Annotated in this window: 14 protein-coding genes; 9 read left to right on the top strand and 5 right to left on the bottom strand. The window is 68.3% G+C overall.

Going from position 1 to position 17322, the window contains the following annotated elements:
* Positions 1–142: 142 nt before the first annotated feature.
* The 3 genes from hemF to OX89_RS14800 are packed head-to-tail and all read right to left on the bottom strand — an operon-like array spanning position 143 to position 3171.
* The gene (gene hemF, locus OX89_RS14790) at positions 143–1147 is read right to left on the bottom strand and encodes an oxygen-dependent coproporphyrinogen oxidase (protein WP_047351206.1); all 1005 of its coding nucleotides are present in this window, start codon (positions 1145–1147) and stop codon (positions 143–145) included.
* Complete coding sequence (gene purD, locus OX89_RS14795) at positions 1144–2430, bottom strand: phosphoribosylamine--glycine ligase (protein WP_047351207.1); 1287 nt, start codon at positions 2428–2430, stop codon at positions 1144–1146. The genes hemF and purD overlap by 4 nt, the downstream gene beginning before the upstream one ends.
* 21 nt (positions 2431–2451) lie before the next feature.
* Positions 2452–3171 carry a YebC/PmpR family DNA-binding transcriptional regulator gene (locus OX89_RS14800; RefSeq protein ID WP_011805149.1) on the bottom strand — a complete coding sequence of 240 codons (720 nt, stop codon included), beginning with the start codon at positions 3169–3171 and terminating at the stop codon, positions 2452–2454.
* Between the two features lie 70 nt (positions 3172–3241).
* Here OX89_RS14800 and OX89_RS14805 point away from each other — a divergent pair, with 70 nt between their 5' ends.
* Positions 3242–4750: a helicase HerA-like C-terminal domain-containing protein gene (locus OX89_RS14805; RefSeq protein WP_047351208.1), complete on the top strand. Its 1509-nt coding sequence runs from the start codon at positions 3242–3244 to the stop codon at positions 4748–4750.
* 72 nt (positions 4751–4822) lie between these two features.
* Positions 4823–5524, top strand: coding sequence for a glutathione binding-like protein (locus tag OX89_RS14810; protein ID WP_047351209.1), 702 nt, complete (start codon positions 4823–4825; stop codon positions 5522–5524).
* A gap of 91 nt (positions 5525–5615) precedes the next feature.
* Here OX89_RS14810 and OX89_RS14815 read toward each other — a convergent pair whose 3' ends face one another.
* On the bottom strand, positions 5616–6320 hold the full coding sequence (locus OX89_RS14815) for a YebC/PmpR family DNA-binding transcriptional regulator (protein ID WP_015913245.1): 705 nt from the start codon (positions 6318–6320) through the stop codon (positions 5616–5618).
* 267 nt (positions 6321–6587) lie between these two features.
* Here OX89_RS14815 and OX89_RS14820 point away from each other — a divergent pair, with 267 nt between their 5' ends.
* From OX89_RS14820 to upp, 3 genes are all read left to right on the top strand, one after another.
* Complete coding sequence (locus OX89_RS14820; protein ID WP_047351210.1) at positions 6588–7430, top strand: enoyl-CoA hydratase-related protein; 843 nt, start codon at positions 6588–6590, stop codon at positions 7428–7430.
* Positions 7431–7600: 170 nt separating this feature from the next.
* Positions 7601–8587 (top strand): threo-3-hydroxy-L-aspartate ammonia-lyase, encoded by a 987-nt coding sequence (locus OX89_RS14825; RefSeq protein WP_047351211.1) that lies wholly within the window; start codon positions 7601–7603, stop codon positions 8585–8587.
* Between the two features lie 122 nt (positions 8588–8709).
* Positions 8710–9339, top strand: coding sequence for a uracil phosphoribosyltransferase (gene upp / locus OX89_RS14830; protein WP_015913242.1), 630 nt, complete (start codon positions 8710–8712; stop codon positions 9337–9339).
* Between the two features lie 86 nt (positions 9340–9425).
* Here upp and OX89_RS19310 read toward each other — a convergent pair whose 3' ends face one another.
* Positions 9426–11918, bottom strand: a complete 2493-nt coding sequence (locus tag OX89_RS19310) for an AI-2E family transporter (protein WP_199856260.1) — start codon at positions 11916–11918, stop codon at positions 9426–9428.
* Positions 11919–12199: 281 nt separating this feature from the next.
* On the opposite strand from OX89_RS19310, the gene OX89_RS14840 reads away from it, so the two are divergent.
* The 4 genes from OX89_RS14840 to OX89_RS14855 all read left to right on the top strand — a co-directional run bounded on the left by OX89_RS14840 (position 12200) and on the right by OX89_RS14855 (position 17279).
* Positions 12200–13915, top strand: coding sequence for a Na/Pi cotransporter family protein (locus OX89_RS14840; protein WP_047351212.1), 1716 nt, complete (start codon positions 12200–12202; stop codon positions 13913–13915).
* A gap of 290 nt (positions 13916–14205) precedes the next feature.
* On the top strand, positions 14206–15729 hold the full coding sequence (gene adh / locus OX89_RS14845) for an aldehyde dehydrogenase (RefSeq protein WP_011805141.1): 1524 nt from the start codon (positions 14206–14208) through the stop codon (positions 15727–15729).
* Between the two features lie 95 nt (positions 15730–15824).
* On the top strand, positions 15825–16856 hold the full coding sequence (gene adhP, locus OX89_RS14850) for an alcohol dehydrogenase AdhP (protein ID WP_047351213.1): 1032 nt from the start codon (positions 15825–15827) through the stop codon (positions 16854–16856).
* Positions 16857–16877: 21 nt separating this feature from the next.
* Positions 16878–17279, top strand: coding sequence for a DUF779 domain-containing protein (locus OX89_RS14855; RefSeq protein ID WP_047351214.1), 402 nt, complete (start codon positions 16878–16880; stop codon positions 17277–17279).
* Positions 17280–17322 lie beyond the last annotated feature (43 nt).

The raw sequence follows: 17322 nt of genomic DNA on the forward strand, positions 1-17322 counted from the left end.
CAATATAGCCTGCAAGCACCGCCACGGCCAAGGGGGGCGCGGAGCGGTTGTCAGGGCATGTTTCAGATATCAAAAACGGGTCTGGCGCTTGATGGTCAAGCGCAGGCAGCTATTGAAATTATAGTTACCCGCGCTCACACACTCAGATCCAGTCGCGGCGCTGCAGAAAGCGCTCGGTCAACAGCGCCTCGGGCGAGCCCGGCTGCGGCTCGCGCTGGTAGGACCAGGCCGCCAGCGGCGGCATGGACAGCAGGATGGATTCCGTGCGCCCACCCGACTGCAGGCCGAAGTGCGTGCCGCGGTCCCACACCAGGTTGAACTCCACATAGCGGCCACGCCGGTAGAGCTGGAACTCGCGTTCGCGCTCGCCATGGTCCATGTGCATGCGCCGCTGCACGATGGGCAGGTAAGCGCCCAGGAAGGCATCGCCCACGCTCTGCGTCATGGCCAGGCTCTGCTCGAAGCCCAGCTCCGCGAAGTCGTCAAAGAAGATGCCGCCCACGCCGCGCTGCTCATTGCGGTGCTTAAGGTAGAAGTACTCGTCGCACCAGGTCTTGAAGCGCGGGTACAGGCCTTCGCCGAAGGGTGCGAGCGCATCGCGGCAGGCACGGTGAAAGTGCACCGCATCCTCGTCGAAACCGTAGTACGGCGTGAGGTCCATGCCGCCGCCGAACCAGCAGATGGGACCCTGGCCTGCCTGACCTGCCGCACCTGTGCCAGCCGCACCTGTGCCCGCCGCACCTGTGCCGGCTGCGATCATGCGCACGTTCATGTGCACCGTGGGCACATAGGGGTTGCGCGGGTGAAACACCAGCGACACGCCCATGGCCTCGAACGGCGCACCCGCCAGCTCCGGCCGGTGCTGCGTGGCCGAGGGCGGCAGGCGCGGCCCGCTCACGTGCGAGAAGCCGCAGCCCGCGCGCTCGAACACGCGCCCACCTTCCAGGATGCGCGTGATGCCGTCGCCCTGCAGTGCAGAGCCGCTTTCGCGCCGCCAGGCATCGGACCGAAAGCGCGCCCCGCCCTGGCTTTGCGGCCCCTCGATGTCCTCCAGCGCGCTGGTGATGCGCGCCTGCAGGCCCTCCAGATAGCCGCGCACGCGGGCCACGGTGTCCGCCGTGTTGAAGGTGGGTTTTTGTGTGGTCATCCGTTGGCCTTCACCGCGCGGTGGCCAATGTCGTGGCGGTACTGCGCGCCGTCGAAGTGAATGCCGCGCGCCACGTCATACACACGCTGCTGTGCCTGCTTGACGCTGTCGGCCAGCGCCGTCACGCACAGCACGCGCCCGCCACTGGTCCGCACCACGCCGTCCACGAGCTGTGTGCCGGCGTGGAAGACCATGGCGTCGTCCGCGTCCTGCGGCAGGCCGGTGATGGCGTCGCCCTTGCGCGGGTTCTCGGGGTAGCCCTGGGCAGCCATCACCACGCCCAGCGCCGTGCGGCGATCCCACTGCAGTTCCACCTGGTCGAGCTTGCCGTCCACGGCCGCCCCCAGCACCTCCACCAGGTCGCTCTTGAGGCGCATGAGGATGGGCTGTGTCTCGGGGTCGCCCATGCGGCAGTTGAACTCCAGCGTTTTGGGATGGCCCGTCGCGTCGATCATCAGGCCGGCATACAGAAAGCCCGTGTAGGGGATGCCGTCTTTTTCCATGCCACGGATGGTGGGCAGGATCACCTGGCGCATGGCGCGCGCATGCACGTCGGCCGTGACCACCGGCGCAGGCGAATACGCGCCCATGCCACCGGTGTTGGGGCCTTGGTCGCCATCCTTCAGGCGCTTGTGGTCCTGGCTGGTGGCCAGCGCCAGGACGTTCTTGCCGTCGCACAGCACGATGAACGAGGCTTCCTCACCTTCGAGGAACTGCTCGATCACCACGCGGGCGCCGCCTTCGTTGTGGGCCACGCCGTACTTGTTGTCCACCAGCATGAAGTCCACGGCGTCGTGGGCCTCCTGCAGCGTCATGGCTACCACTACGCCCTTGCCCGCCGCCAGGCCGTCGGCCTTGATGACGATGGGTGCGCCCAGACGGTCCACGTAGGCATGCGCGGCCTGCGGATCGGTGAAGGTCTCGTACTCGGCCGTGGGGATGCCGTGGCGCTTCATGAAAGCCTTGGAGAAGGCCTTGGAGCTTTCCAGTTGCGCGGCAGCCTGCGTGGGGCCGAAGATGCGCAGGCCGTGGGTACGGAACTCGTCCACCACGCCAGCGGCCAGCGGTGCCTCGGGGCCGACCACGGTGAGCGCGATCTTCTGCGCCTGCGCCCACTCGCGCAGGGCCGTCACGTCGCTGATGGGCACGTTCTCATACTTTGGCGACAGCGCCGTGCCGCCGTTGCCGGGCGCCACGTACACCTTGGAGGTCTTGGGGGACTGGCTCAGCTTCCAGGCCAGTGCGTGTTCCCGGCCGCCGCCGCCAATGACTAGGATTTTCATAGGGTGTCGGTGCTCAAGTTCCTAGAGCTCTGCGTTGTGGTAGACCTCTTGCACATCGTCGAGGTCTTCGATCATGTCCAGGAGCTTTTGCATGCGCGCGACATCGTCGCCCTCCAGGGCGATGGTGTTCTCGGGGCGCATGGTGACCTCGGCCACCTCCGGCTGGAGGCCCGCAGCCCCCAGCGCATCGCGCACCGCCTCGAAATCGCCGGGCGCGGTCAACACCTCGATGGCACCCTCATCATCGGTGATCACGTCCTCGGCGCCCGCCTCCAGGGCCACTTCCATGACCTTGTCCTCGCTGGTGCCGGGGGCGAAGATGATCTGGCCCACGTTCTTGAACTGAAAGGCCACGGAGCCTTCCGTGCCCATGTTGCCGCCGTACTTGCTGAAGGCGTGGCGCACTTCGGCCACGGTGCGCACGCGGTTGTCGGTCATGGTGTCCACGATGATCGCGGCGCCGCCGATGCCGTAGCCCTCGTAGCGGATTTCCTCGTAACTCACGCCTTCCAGCGTGCCCGAGGCCTTGTCGATGTTGTACTTGATGCGGTCGGCCGGCATGTTGGCGGCCTTGGCCTTGTCGATGGCCAGGCGCAGACGCGGGTTGGCCGAGGGGTCGCCGCCACCCGTGCGCGCCGCGACGGTGATTTCACGAATGATGCGGGTCCAGATCTTTCCGCGCTTTTCATCCTGGCGCCCCTTGCGGTGCTGGATGTTGGCCCATTTACTGTGTCCTGCCACTGCAGCGTCCTTTGATTGATTTAATCTTGCGGCCGCGATTTTACTTTTGACTCACCCCATCACTACCGCCATGTCCGAACCTCTCCTGATTGCACAGCGTGATTCCACGCAATGCCACCTGCTGCCGGGCCTGGCCAACCGGCACGGCCTGATCACCGGCGCCACCGGCACCGGCAAGACCGTGACGCTGCAGACGCTGGCCGAGCAGTTCTCGCGCATCGGCGTGCCGGTGTTCATGGCCGACGTGAAGGGCGATCTCACCGGCATCAGCCAAAAGGGCACCATTGGCGAGAAGCTGGGCAAGACGCTGGCCGACCGCGGCTTGGCCGCGCCCGAGCCCACGGCCTGCCCCACCACGCTGTGGGATGTTTTCGGCACGCAGGGCCACCCCGTGCGCGCGACCATCTCGGACATGGGGCCGCTCTTGCTGGGGCGCATGCTGAACCTGAACGAAACCCAGCTGGGCGTGCTCAACCTGGTGTTCAAGATCGCGGACGACAACGGCCTGCTGCTGCTGGACCTGAAGGACCTACGCGCCATGCTCACCTACGTGGGCGACAACGCCAAGGAGTTCACCACCGAGTACGGCAACATCTCCACGGCCAGCGTGGGCGCCATCCAGCGCGGGCTGCTGCAGATCGAGACGCAGGGCGGCGAGCAGTTCTTTGGCGAGCCCATGCTCAACATCCAGGACTTCATGCAGACCGTGGACGGGCGCGGCGTGGTCAACATCCTGGCGGCCGACAAGCTCATGAATTCGCCGCGCCTGTACGCCACGTTCCTCCTGTGGATGCTGTCGGAGCTGTTCGAACAACTGCCCGAGATCGGCGACCCCGAAAAGCCCAAGCTGGTGTTCTTCTTCGATGAGGCCCACCTGCTGTTCAACGAGGCGCCCAAGGTGCTCGTGGAGCGTATCGAACTGGTGGTGCGCCTGGTGCGTTCCAAAGGGGTCGGCGTGTATTTCGTCACCCAGAACCCGCTGGACATCCCCGACAGCGTGCTGGCCCAACTGGGCAACCGCGTGCAGCACGCGCTGCGCGCCTTCACCCCGCGCGACCAGAAGGCCGTGAAGGCCACGGCCACCACCATGCGCCCCAAGGCGGGCCTGGACATCGAGGCCGCCATCACCGAGCTGGCCGTGGGCGAGGCGCTGGTGAGCTTCCTCGACGCCAAGGGCCGCCCCAGCGAAACCGAGCGCGTGTACGTGCTGCCGCCCGGCAGCCAGATCGGCCCCATCACCGACGTGCAGCGCCGCGCACTCATCGGCGGATCGCTCGTCGCGGGCACCTACGAGCAGGCCGTGGACCGCGAATCTGCCTACGAGAAGCTGCGCGGCCGCGCCGAGCAGGCTGCCAGCAATGCCCCCAGTGCCCCCGGCAACGGCACGGCGCAGGGCGACAGCGGCCTCATGGGCGGCCTGAACGACGTGCTGTTCGGCAGCACCGGGCCGCGCGGCGGCAAGCGCGACGGCCTGGTGCAGACCATGGCCAAGTCGGCCGTACGCACCATGGGCACCAGCCTGGGCAAGGAAATCCTGCGCGGCGTGCTGGGCGGCATCTTCGGCGGCAGGAAGCGCTGAGGCGTTCCAAGCCAAATTCAGCTCCAGCGTCCGTCTATCAAGCGCTAACAGCTATTATTTAAGGAGCACTCAATGATCGACCTGTATTACTGGACCACGCCCAACGGCCACAAGATCACCCTCTTCCTGGAAGAAAGCGGCCTGCCCTACCGCGTGCACCCGGTACACATCGGCCGGGGCGAGCAGTTCGCGCCGGACTTCCTGCGCATCGCGCCCAACAACCGCATCCCCGCCATCGTGGACCAGGCGCCCGCGGATGGCGGCGCGCCGCTGTCGGTGTTCGAGTCGGGCGCCATCCTGCTGTACCTGGCCGACAAGACCGGCCGGTTCATCCCGCAGGACCTGCGCGGGCGCAACGAGGCGCTGCAGTGGCTGTTCTGGCAGATGGGCGGCCTGGGGCCCATGGCCGGGCAGAACCACCACTTCACGCAGTACGCGCCCGAGCCGGTGCCCTACGCCATCGACCGCTACGTGAAGGAAACCGCGCGCCTGTACGGTGTGCTGGACAAGCACCTGGCCGACGGGCGCGACTACATCGCAGGGGACTATTCCATTGCCGACATGGCCTGCTATCCCTGGATCGTGCCGCACGAAAGGCAGCGCCAGGACCTGGCAGATTTCCCGCACCTGCGGGCCTGGTTCGAGCGCATCCAGGCACGGCCCGCCACCGGCCGCGCCTACGCGCTGGCACAGACCATCAATACCGCGCCCACGGTGGACGAGGCGGCCAAGAAGATCCTCTTCGGCCAGGACGCCGGCACCGTGCGCCGCTAACCAAGTACCGAGGCGCCCATGAAAAAAGCCGCTGTTCAGCGGCTTTTTCGTGGGTGGACGGGGGCCTTGGCGGCACGGTGCATGGCGCGCATCAGTCCACGAGCCCCACGAACACGTTCTGCACGTCGTCGTTGTTCTCGATGCCCGCCAGGAAGGCCTGCACTTCCTCCTGCGCCTCGGGCGAAAGGCTGGCCATGCTCACCGGGTTCTTGGCCTTGTAGCCCAGCTTGACCGACAGCACCTTGAAGCCGAAGCCCGGCAATGCCTTGGCCACCGCGTCCAGATCCGAAGGGTCGGTCAGGAACAGGGTCTGGCCCTCTTCCTCGCCGGGCTCGAAGTCCTGGGCACCGGCCTCGATGGCGGCCAACTCCGCGTCGGCGCCGGCTTGCTCGGGCTCGCCCTCGATCATGCCCACGTGGTCGAAGTCCCAGGCCACGGCGCTCATCTGCCCCTTGCGAAAGCACACGCGCATCTCGGGCGCCGTGCGGTTCACGTTGTCGGTCAGGCACTCCACCATCACCGGCACCTGGTGCGGGGCAAAGCCCTCGTAGATCACGCGCTCGTAGTTCACCGCGTCACCCCCCACGCCCGAACCCTTCTTGATGGCACGCTCCAGCGTGTCCTTGGGCATGGACGCCTTGCGCGCCGCCTCGATGGCCAGGCGCAGGCGCGAATTGCCGGCCGGGTCGGCCCCCGCGCGCGCGGCGACGATGATTTCCTTGACCAGCTTTCCAAAAAGCCTGCCCTTGGCATCGGCGACCAGCGCCTTGCCCTTTGCCTTCCATTGCGCGCCCATGGCTGCGATTCCTTTGCTTGGAGCCAACAAAAAATGCGGCCTGCGCCGCAGCGGCAAAGTGTATACCTCGCCGCCAGACCGACTGGACCGCGACAAAGGGGCGCCTGCCGGTGGCGCCGCGGGAGATGGCGCTTCTTTGCTATGCATCAAATAGCTGCCTGCGCTTGCCCTACAAGCGCTGCAGGCCGATTTCGCTCTGCACCCGATGACCGCCGCACCGTCGCGCAAGCGACGCCCCGGCCCGCCGGCCACTCCTACAGTCGCGCCATGAACACCCTCACCTGCTTCACCCTCACCGTCACCGACCACGTGGCCCACCTGGTGCTGAACCGCCCCGAGGCCATGAACACCATGCACCCGCAGTTCTGGCGCGAGCTGGACGCCGTGCTGGCCGACCTGCACCGCGGCGGCGAGGCGCGCGCGCTGGTCATCAGCAGCACGGGCAAGCACTTCAGCGCGGGCATGGCGCTGGAGACCTTCGGCGGCGCGATCACGCTGGACGACCGCAGCCCCGAGGGGCGCGCCGCCGTGTTCGACCTGCTGACGGACATGCAGGCCACCTTCACGCGCATCGAAGAGCTGCGCATCCCCGTGATCGCGGCCATCCACGGCGGCTGCATCGGTGGCGCACTGGACATGGTGGCGGCCGCCTGCATCCGCTATGCCACGCGCGATGCCTTCTTCTGCATCCAGGAGATCAACATCGGCATGGTGGCCGACGTGGGCAGCCTGCAGCGCCTGCCCAAGCTCATGCCGCTGGGCCTGCTGAACGAGCTGGCCTACACCGGCCGCCGCCTGCCGGCCGAGCGCGCGCTGGAATGCGGACTGGTCACGCAGCTGTTCGACTCGCACGAAACGCTGGTGGCCGGCGCCCTGGCCTGCGCGAACGAGATTGCCACCAAGCCGCCGGTGGCCGTCTGGGGCACCAAGCAGGCCGTGCGCTATGCGCGCGACCACGGCGTGCACGACAGCCTGCGCCAGATGGGCTGGCTGCAGGGCGCCATCTGGAGCAACCGCCACGTGGGCGAGGCCGTCTCCGCCATGCAGGCCAAGCGCGCGGGCGACTTCCCGGCGCTGGCGCCGCTCAAGCGCTTCAGCGAACTCGGCTGACGCACGCGCCGCGCGGCCCCGGTTTCAAAGTTGATAGCTGGGCGCGCTTGCTGCAAGGGCGTTGCAGGCCAATCGGGGCATATACCGCCGGGTGTCGGGCTATGATGCGGCAACCCGCCTGCGGCGCGGCACCGCGCCGCGTTTCCATTCACCAGCGTTCGCCCACAGCCATGCACCTGCCGCGCCCTCCGCTGCCCACCTACGACGACGTTGCCGAAGCGGCCCATCGCCTCAAGGGCATGGCACACCGCACGCCGGTGCTGAGTTCCAGCACGTTGGATGCGCTGCTCGGCGCGCAGGTGTTCTTCAAGTGCGAGAACCTGCAGCGCATGGGCGCGTTCAAGTTCCGCGGCGCGTTCAACGCACTGGTGCAGTTCAGCGAGGCGCAGCGCCAGCGCGGCGTGATCGCGTTCTCGTCGGGCAACCATGCGCAGGCCATCGCGCTGTCGGCGCGGCTGCTGGAGATTCCCGCAGTCATCGTCATGCCGGAGGATGCGCCGCTTGCAAAGATAGCCGCCACGCGCGGCTACGGCGCCGAGGTGGTCACCTACAACCGCTTCACCGAAGACCGCGAGGCCATCAGCCGCCGCCTGGCCACCGAGCGCGGCATGACGCTGATTCCGCCCTTCGACCACGCCCACGTGATCGCCGGCCAGGGCACGGTGGCCAAGGAGCTGTTCGAGGACGTGCCGCACCTGGACTACCTGTTCGTGCCGCTGGGCGGCGGCGGCCTGCTGTCGGGCTGCCTGCTGGCAGCGCGCGAACTGGCGCCGCAGTGCAAGGTGGTCGGCGTGGAGCCCGAGACCGGCAACGACGGACAGCAGTCCCTCAACGCAGGCCACGTGGTGCGCATCGACACACCGCAGACGATTGCCGACGGTGCGCAGACGCAGGCACTGGGCGCGCTCACCTTCCCCCTCATCCACGCCGGCGTTTCTGACATCGTGACCGCCACCGATGCGCAGCTCATGAGCGCGATGCACTTCTTTGCCGAACGCATGAAGATCGTGGTCGAGCCCACGGGCGCGCTGGGACTGGCGGGCGCGTGCCATGGCGGCGTGCGGCTGCGGGGCAAGCGCGTGGGCGTCGTCATCAGCGGCGGCAACGTGGACATGACCCGCTACGCACAGCTGCTGACCGCGGCGTCGGCAGATTGACCTGAGGCGGATGGGCCCCTGGCCGGCGGTGCGTCGGCGCTGCCCGCGCGCAGGGGCTTGGCGCCAGAGTGCAAAATTCCGGCTCCGATCTTTTTTTCTATCCCAATAAGAGGCACCAGCCCATGAGCAACGTCCACGTCATCGACCACCCCCTGGTACAGCACAAGCTGACCCTGATGCGCAAGAAGGACGCCAGCACCAACAGCTTCCGCCGCCTGCTGGGCGAGCTGTCCACCCTGATGGCCTACGAAGTCACGCGCGACATGCCGCTGCAGGACATCCAGATCGAAACTCCCCTGGAGACCATGACCGGCAAGGTCATCGACGGCAAGAAGCTCGTGCTCGTGTCCATCCTGCGCGCGGGCAACGGCTTCCTGGACGGCATGCTCAACGTGGTGCCGGGCGCGCGCATCGGCCACATCGGCCTGTACCGCGACCCGGACACGCTGCAGCCGGTCGAGTACTACTTCAAGATGCCCTCCGAGATGGCCGAGCGCGACATCATCGTCGTGGACCCGATGCTGGCCACCGGCAACTCCGCCGCCGCGGCCGTCGCGCGCCTCAAGCAACTGCAGCCGCGCTCGATCAAATTCGTGTGCCTGCTGGCTGCACCCGAGGGCGTGGCCACGCTGCAAAAGGCCCACCCCGACGTGCCCATCTACACCGCCGCCATCGACCGCGAACTCAACGACCACGGCTACATCCTGCCCGGCCTGGGCGATGCGGGCGACCGCATCTTCGGCACCAAGTAACGCGCTGGCGACAGGCGCTGCCCCGGCCCTGGCCGCGCCGGTCGCTGCTACTTCAGACCATTTCGGACGATTTCGGACAACGTCGGCTACTGCGGCACCACCTGACCCACCGTGGCCGATGGCGCGGACTGGCCCGCGGGTAGCGCCGGGCCGCCCGCGGCCTGGGCGTCGCGCCAGCCGGCCATGAGGTCATTGGCCATGGCCTGCAGCAACCGCTTTTCCCGCTCATCGAACGCGCGCGGCGCGGTGTCCATCAGGCACAGCGTGCCCAGCGCATGGCCCGCCGCGTCGCGCAGCGGAACGCCCGCGTAAAAGCGCAGGCCCTGCTCGCGCAGCGCCGGATTGCCGGCAAAGCGCGCATCCCGCGCAATGTCGGGCACCACCAGCGACCGCTGCCGCGCCACCACATGCCCGCACAGCGACAGGCCGCGCGGCAGGCCCTGACCCGCCGAGCAGGCCTGCCCTCCGCCGGCCGATAACGGGCCGTGCGCACACAGCGTAACCTGCCGCTCGCGATCCACCAGCGACACCATCGCCAACGGTACGTCGAAGATGTCGGCCGCGCGCTGGGCCGTGTGCTGGCACAGCTGCTGCAGCGCGGGGCCGTCCAGCACGCCGCTGGCCTGCAGGGCGCGCAGGCGCGCCTCGTCGTCCGCGGGAATGGGCGCGGGGGTGTAGGCGCCTTCCACGCTGGCACCCTGCAGCTGCGCCACCTGGGCCAGGGTTTCCTCCAGCGACAGGGCCAGCGCGTCGGCGCCCAGTTGGGCACTCAGCTCGTCCTGCGGCTGGGACTGCACCCCACCCCACAGCGCCAGCACGATGTGCACATGCGGCCAGCGGCGCTTGAGCCTGCGGCACAGGTGCCGCGCGGCGGCGGTGGGCTCGGGCGCGAGCCACACCACGCAGACCACGCGCACGGCGTCCAGGTCCAGTCCATCCAGATGTTCGGCGCTCATGGCGCCCTCCACGCGCGCCAGCGCCGGGCAATGCTGCAGCGACAGCGCATGCGCCAGCATGCGCGCCGCGAACAGATCCACCTCCCACTTGCCGCCCAGGCACACCACCGGCTCTTGCGCAGCGGTGTCGGGCACCGGGTACTGCTCCTCCAGCTCGTCCAGCAGCGCGTCCATGCCTTCGACCAGGCGCAGGCGGTGCTCGGGCGTGGCCACCTGCGCATGGTCGCCCACGGCCATGCGCAGCACGGGCACGCCCACCTGGCCGTAGAAAGCGGGCACGGCGCCCTTCAGGGCCTCGATGCGGGTGGTGCTCAGCTCGATGGCCTCCGCAGCGTCGCCTGCCAGCAGGCGCTGGTAGATGCGCGTGGGCTCGTCCAGCACCGGCCGGCTGCCCAGCAGCACCTCCAGGAAGGCCAGCTGCGGCAGATACCGGCCGATCACCAGCAGGCACACGGTGAGCGGCGTGGACATGATGAGCCCCACCGGCCCCCACAGCGCCGCCCAGAAGGTGGCCGCCACGATGAGCGACAGCGCCGACAGCCCGGTGCTGGACCCATACAGCCAGGGCTCGATGACGTTGTTGCTCACCAGTTCCAGCAGCACGATGAGGCCGAGCGTCCACAGCACCAGGTCCCAGCCCGGGTCCACCGCGAAAGCGAGGGTGAGCGGAAACGCCGCGGCAATGAACGGCCCCAGGTAGGGCACGAAGCGCATCACCGCGGCCAGCGACCCCCACAGCACGGCACCGGGCACGCCGATGAGCCACAGGCCCGCCGCCATGGGAATGCCGTAGGTCACGTTCACCAGCAACTGCATGGTCAGGTAGCGCGTGATGCGGTCGCCCGCCTCGTCCATGGCATCGGTGGCGCGGTGCAGATTGCCCCCCCACAGGCGCAGCAGGCGGTCGCGCAGGTCTACACGGTCCAGCAGGATGAAGATCACGAACACCAGCACCAGGCCCGCCTGGGTGAGCGGCCCACTGACCGCCGAGAGCGCGGCCATGAGCTGGTTGGCGGGCGACAGCACGGGCGGCTGCACCTGCACCTTTTGCACGGCCGGCGCGCGCGTGGCACCCGACAAGGCGGGAGCGGCCGCCTCCACCTCGCGCTGCACGATGTCGAAGGTGCGCTTGGCGCCGTCGAACATGCCGGGCGCGCGCAACTCCTGGCGCAGGCTGCGCAGCTTCTTGCGGATGGTGCTCTGGTAGGAGGGCAGCTGCGCGCTCAGCTCGCGCGCCTCGTTACCGACGAACAGCGCCCCCACGCCCAGCACCATCAGCATGGCCATCACCACCACGATGACCGAGGGCAGGCGCGGCAGGCCCATGCGCTTGAGCTGCGCCACCAGCGGCTCCAGCACGAAGCTCAGCAGGAACGCCAATGCCAGCGGCACCAGCAGCGTACGGCCGAAATACAGGCCCGCGACCACCAGCGCCGCGATCACCAGGCCGATCATGAACCGCAGGCTGGGCACCGTGGCGTCCAAGGCCGTGGCGGTGTGCACGGTGCGCTGCGGCGGATAGCCCGAAGCGGTGGCGCCGCGCGCCGCCCCCGCATCCCTGGCCGGCCTGGAATCGGTCGGCTCCTGCGGCCCGCTGTTGCCCATGGCGTTGTCCCCTTGCATCGCTTCTCGAAGTCGTGTCCGGCGCGTATTGTCTGCTGGGCGGCCCCGCGCCCCTGTAGGCGGCAGCCGCCACAGACTGCACGCGGGCGGACGACTGACAGCGCACGCCGTGCACCGCGCCGCCCGCAGGGCGCTCCACCCTACCCGTCAATGACCTAAAATAGCCCAAGCGCGCTTGTAGCAAGCGCGAGCAGCTATCAAAATAAAAGCACCTCTGCCGCACCGCCCCGTCGGCACGCACCTACCGGTCCACCCCTCAACAAAGCCCCCGCGCCGCCGCCTTGACCGCCACCGCCACTCCCCTGATTGCCGCCGGCACCCTGCTGGGCGGCATCGGCCTGTTCCTGCTGGGCATGACCATGCTGACCGACGGGCTCAAGCTGGCGGCCGGGCGCGCGCTGGAGCGCATCCTGGCCGCCTGGACGCGCACGCCGCTGCACGGGCTGGTGACCGGGGTGGCGCTCACGGCGCTGGTGCAATCGTCCACCGCCATGACGGTGGCGGCCATCGGTTTCGTCAACGCGGGGTTGCTGGGCTTCAGCTCCGCGCTGTGGGTGGTGTTCGGCTCCAATCTGGGTTCATCGGTCACCGGCTGGCTCGTGGCGTGGCTAGGCTTTGCGGTGAAGGCCGATGCCTTCGCCCTTCCGTTCATCGGCATCGGCATGGCGCTGCAAATCACCGGCAGCGGCACGCGGCGCGGGGCGCTGGGCCAGGCGGTGGCGGGGTTCGGCGTGCTGTTCCTGGGCATCGAACTGCTGCGCCAGGGCTTCACCGGGCTGGGTCCGCAGGCGCTGCCACCGCTGTCCAGCGACCTGCCGGGCCTGGCGCTGGCAGTGCTCATCGGCCTGGGCATGACGGTGGTGCTGCAGGCCTCGTCGGCCACGCTGGCGGTGGTGCTCACGGCCGTGGCGGGCGGCTCGCTGGCGGTGGAAGTGGGCGCGGGCGTGGTCATCGGCGCCAACGTGGGCACCACGCTCACGGGCATCCTGGCCGCCATCCACGCCACTTCCAACGCGCGGCGCCTGGCGGCGGCACACGTGCTGTTCAACGTGGTGACGGCCGCGGCGGCCCTGGCGCTGCTGTCGCCCCTGCTCGCGGCCATCCACCACCTGGGCGTATGGCTCACGGGTGAGGGAGACGCAGTGACGCAGCTCGTGATCTTCCACACCGCGTTCAACCTGCTGGGCGTGCTGCTCATGTGGCCGCTGTCGGGGCCGCTCGCGCGCTTTCTGCTGGCACGCTTTCGCTCGGCCGACGAGGACGTGGCCCGTGCGCAGTTCCTGGACCACAACGTGGCCGCCGTGCCCGCGCTGGCCCTGCAGGCGCTGCGCCGCGAGATGGCGCGCGTAGGCCACCTGGCACTGCAGCTGGCGTCGGATGCCACCCGCATGGCGCCCGTCGCCCTGCCCTGGCAACCGGCCGGCGCACAGGCCACGAGCCAGCTCACGCGCCAGTTGCAGGCGCTGGAGCAGCTGCAGCAGCAGGTGGGCGCGTTTGTGAGCGACGTGAGCCGCCAGCCGCTGTCGCGCGACGTGGCCGACCAGATGCCCGAGCTGCTGCGCATTGCGGGCTACTACGACACGCTGGCGCGTGTCATGCACCAGGTGGGCCAGCAGGCGCTACGCGTCACGCACCCCGCAACGGTGCCGCCCACCACGCCCGAAGGCCACCCCCTGGCCGCGCTGCCCCTGGCCTTCACCGCGGCGCTGGATTTTTTTGCCGCCGCTGATCCCAAGGCCCACGACCTGGACCAGGTGAACACCGCTCACGCCGTCTTCGACGCGGCGTACGAAGCCGCCAAGGCCGCCGTGCTGCGCGCGGGTGCCCAGGGCTTGCTGGAAGTGACGGCCGCGCACGAGTGGACGGGCCTGCTGGGCGACCTGCGCCGCGCCGTGGAGCAGGCCCACAAGGCCGCGCAGCATCTGGCAGCCCTGCCGCGTCTCAAGCCCACCCCGCCCGCCAACGGCCCGGCAAGCGTTACGCCCGGTGCCGAGTGACCCGCAGCGGCGATTCAGGCAAAAAGTGCCTGCAACGCCCTTGAATACAGCGCGAGAAGCTATGTAAAACATAGCACCCTGAGCCCTTCAGCACGACTGCACCTTCAACGGGTGTTCCGTCATGGGCCGGCGCACTGTTGCGTTATGGCACACGGCTGCGCCGCTGCGGCACAGCCGCGGCACGCCCCACCGCCCCTCCCCTCTGCAGCCGTTCTGGCACGGCGCTTGCACTGAGGCACTGCCGCCGCCGCATCGGCGGCATTCCTTCACAAGCACTCAGGAGACACCACATGAACATGGCCGAAATCGCCAGCCTTGGCATCGCCAACCCCTACAAGCAGCAGTACGGCAACTACATCGGCGGGCAGTGGGTGGCGCCCGTGGACGGGCAGTACTTCGAGAACATCTCGCCCATCAACGGCCAGAAGTTCACGGCCGTGCCACGCTCCAACAGCAAGGACATCGACGCCGCACTGGACGCTGCGCACAAAGCCAAGGCCGCGTGGGGCCGCACCTCGACCACCGAGCGCGCCAACATCCTGAACCGGATCGCCGACCGCATGGAGGCCAACCTGCTGCAGATCGCCGTGGCCGAGACCATCGACAACGGCAAGCCGCTGCGCGAGACCATGGCGGCCGACATTCCGCTGGCCATCGACCACTTCCGCTACTTCGCCGGCGCCGTGCGCGCGCAGGAAGGCGGCATCAGCGAGATCGACGCCGACACCATCGCCTACCACTTCCATGAGCCGCTGGGCGTGGTCGGGCAGATCATTCCGTGGAACTTCCCCATCCTGATGGCGGTGTGGAAGCTCGCCCCCGCGCTAGCTGCGGGCAACTGCGTGGTGCTGAAACCCGCGGAGCAGACGCCCGCCTCCATCCTGGTACTGATGGAGATCATTGGCGACCTGCTGCCGCCGGGCGTGGTCAATGTGGTCAACGGCTTTGGCCTGGAGGCCGGCAAGCCACTGGCCTCCAGCAACCGGATCGCAAAAATAGCCTTCACCGGCGAGACCACCACGGGCCGGCTCATCATGCAGTACGCCAGCCAGAACATCATTCCCGTGACGCTGGAGCTGGGCGGCAAGAGCCCCAACATCTTCTTCGAGGACGTGATGTCCGCCGACGACGGCTTCTTCGACAAGGCGCTGGAAGGCTTTGCGATGTTCGCGCTGAACCAGGGCGAGGTCTGCACCTGCCCCAGCCGCGCGTTGATCCAGGAATCGATCTACGAGCGCTTCATGGAGCGCGCGCTCAAGCGCGTGGCCGCCATCCAGCAAGGCCACCCGCTGGACAAGAACACCATGATCGGCGCCCAGGCCTCGCAGGAGCAACTGGAAAAGATTCTTTCTTACCTGGACCTGGGCAAGCAGGAAGGCGCCCAGTGCCTCATCGGCGGCGCGCGCAACACCGCCCTGGGCGGCGACCTGGCCGGCGGCTACTACGTGCAGCCCACGGTGTTCAAGGGCCACAACAAGATGCGCATTTTCCAGGAAGAGATCTTCGGGCCCGTGGTCTCGGTGACCACCTTCAAGACCGAGGAAGAAGCGCTGGAGATCGCCAACGACACGCTCTACGGCCTGGGCGCGGGCGTGTGGAGCCGTGATGGCGCGCGCGCCTTCCGCATGGGCAAGGGCATCCAGGCCGGGCGCGTGTGGACCAACTGCTACCACCACTACCCCGCGCACGCGGCATTTGGCGGCTACAAGCAGTCGGGCATCGGTCGTGAGAACCACAAGATGATGCTGGACCACTACCAGCAGACCAAGAACCTGCTGGTGAGCTACACCCAGCAGCCGCTGGGCTTCTTCTAAGCCCATACAGCGCCCCCACTGGCCGTCCCAGCGGGGGCGGCTGGTGCACGGGGGCTCCCCTTGCGTTCATTTGCACAGAGAAGGAGGTTTATCCCATGCCAGCCAAGACAATGAAAGCCGCCGTGGTCCGCGAGTTCGGCAAGCCGCTGACGATCGAAGAGGTGCCCGTGCCCACCCCCGCCGCCGACCAGATCCTGGTGAAGATCGAGGCCTCGGGCGTGTGCCACACCGACCTGCACGCCGCCGAGGGCGACTGGCCCGTCAAGCCCAATCCGCCCTTCATCCCGGGGCATGAGGGCGTGGGCTTCGTCGCCGCCGTGGGCGCCAACGTCAAGCATGTGAAGGAAGGCGACCGCGTGGGCGTGCCCTGGCTGCACTCGGCCTGCGGCTGTTGCACGCACTGCCTGGGCGGTTGGGAGACGCTGTGCGAGTCGCAGAGCAACACGGGGTATTCGGTCAACGGCGGTTTTGCCGACTACGCGCTGGCCGACCCCAACTACGTGGGCCACCTGCCGAAAGACGTGGGCTTCGTGGACATCGCCCCCGTGCTGTGCGCCGGCGTGACCGTGTACAAAGGCCTGAAGGTGACCGACACCAAGCCCGGCGACTGGGTGGCGATTTCCGGCATTGGCGGCCTGGGCCACATGGCCGTGCAGTACGCCCGCGCCATGGGGCTGAACGTGGCTGCGGTGGACGTGGACGACGACAAGCTCGCGCTGGCCCGCCAGCTGGGCGCCAGCGTGACGGTGAACGCGCGCGACACCGACCCGGCCGCCTTCCTGCAAAAGGAGATCGGCGGCGCGCACGGTGCGCTGGTCACGGCCGTGTCGCCCAAGGCCTTCGAGCAGGCGCTGGGCATGGTGCGGCGTGGCGGCACGGTGTCGCTCAACGGGTTGCCGCCGGGCAACTTCCCTCTGCCCATCTTCGACATGGTGCTGCGCGGCGTGACCGTGCGCGGCTCCATCGTCGGCACGCGTCTGGACCTGCAGGAGTCGCTGGACTTCGCCGCGCGCGGCCAGGTGAAGGCCACGGTGCGCACCGAGAAGCTGGAGAACATCAACGACGTGTTCGCGCGCATGCACAAGGGCCAGATCCAGGGCCGCGTGGTGCTGGACATGGCGGCCTGACGCCGCGGCACAGGCAACGCCATGACCACGCCAGCGCCGCCCGCCACCCGCGTGTCGGCCACGCCCGAGGCCACGGCGCTCATCAAGCGCCTGGTGGCCCAGCACGGGCCGCTGATGTTCCACCAGTCGGGCGGCTGCTGCGACGGCAGCGCGCCCATGTGCTTTGCCCGCGGGGAGTTCCTGCTGGGCGATGCCGACGTGCTGCTGGGCGAGATCGCCGGGCAGCCGTTCTACATGAGCCGCTCGCAGTTCGCGTACTGGGAGCACACGCACCTCCTCATCGATGCGGTACCGGGCGGCGGGGGCATGTTCTCGCTCGAAGGGCCCACGGGCATGCGCTTTCTCACGCGCTCACGGCTGTACACCGACGAGGAATGGGCCGCCATCGAAGCGCTGGGGCCGCCGCCAACGGGCGGCCAGTGACGCTGTTCTAGAGTTGCTCTTTATTTAATAGCTACTCGCGCTG

It is taken from the genome of Diaphorobacter sp. J5-51 (assembly GCF_001023515.1).
GTDB classification, from domain to species: domain Bacteria; phylum Pseudomonadota; class Gammaproteobacteria; order Burkholderiales; family Burkholderiaceae_C; genus Diaphorobacter; species Diaphorobacter nitroreducens.

Bases quoted from the DNA above. Each gene is read 5' to 3' on its own strand.
- OX89_RS14825 (WP_047351211.1), top strand. From the start codon at position 7,601: ATGCACCTGCCGCGCCCTCCGCTGCCCACCTACGACGACGTTGCCGAA.
- OX89_RS14820 (WP_047351210.1), top strand. From the start codon at position 6,588: ATGAACACCCTCACCTGCTTCACCCTCACCGTCACCGACCACGTGGCC.
- OX89_RS19310 (WP_199856260.1), bottom strand. From the start codon at position 11,918: ATGCAAGGGGACAACGCCATGGGCAACAGCGGGCCGCAGGAGCCGACC.
- OX89_RS14855 (WP_047351214.1), top strand. From the start codon at position 16,878: ATGACCACGCCAGCGCCGCCCGCCACCCGCGTGTCGGCCACGCCCGAG.
- upp (WP_015913242.1), top strand. From the start codon at position 8,710: ATGAGCAACGTCCACGTCATCGACCACCCCCTGGTACAGCACAAGCTG.
- OX89_RS14810 (WP_047351209.1), top strand. From the start codon at position 4,823: ATGATCGACCTGTATTACTGGACCACGCCCAACGGCCACAAGATCACC.
- OX89_RS14815 (WP_015913245.1), bottom strand. From the start codon at position 6,320: ATGGGCGCGCAATGGAAGGCAAAGGGCAAGGCGCTGGTCGCCGATGCC.
- adhP (WP_047351213.1), top strand. From the start codon at position 15,825: ATGCCAGCCAAGACAATGAAAGCCGCCGTGGTCCGCGAGTTCGGCAAG.
- hemF (WP_047351206.1), bottom strand. From the start codon at position 1,147: ATGACCACACAAAAACCCACCTTCAACACGGCGGACACCGTGGCCCGC.
- purD (WP_047351207.1), bottom strand. From the start codon at position 2,430: ATGAAAATCCTAGTCATTGGCGGCGGCGGCCGGGAACACGCACTGGCC.
- OX89_RS14805 (WP_047351208.1), top strand. From the start codon at position 3,242: ATGTCCGAACCTCTCCTGATTGCACAGCGTGATTCCACGCAATGCCAC.
- adh (WP_011805141.1), top strand. From the start codon at position 14,206: ATGAACATGGCCGAAATCGCCAGCCTTGGCATCGCCAACCCCTACAAG.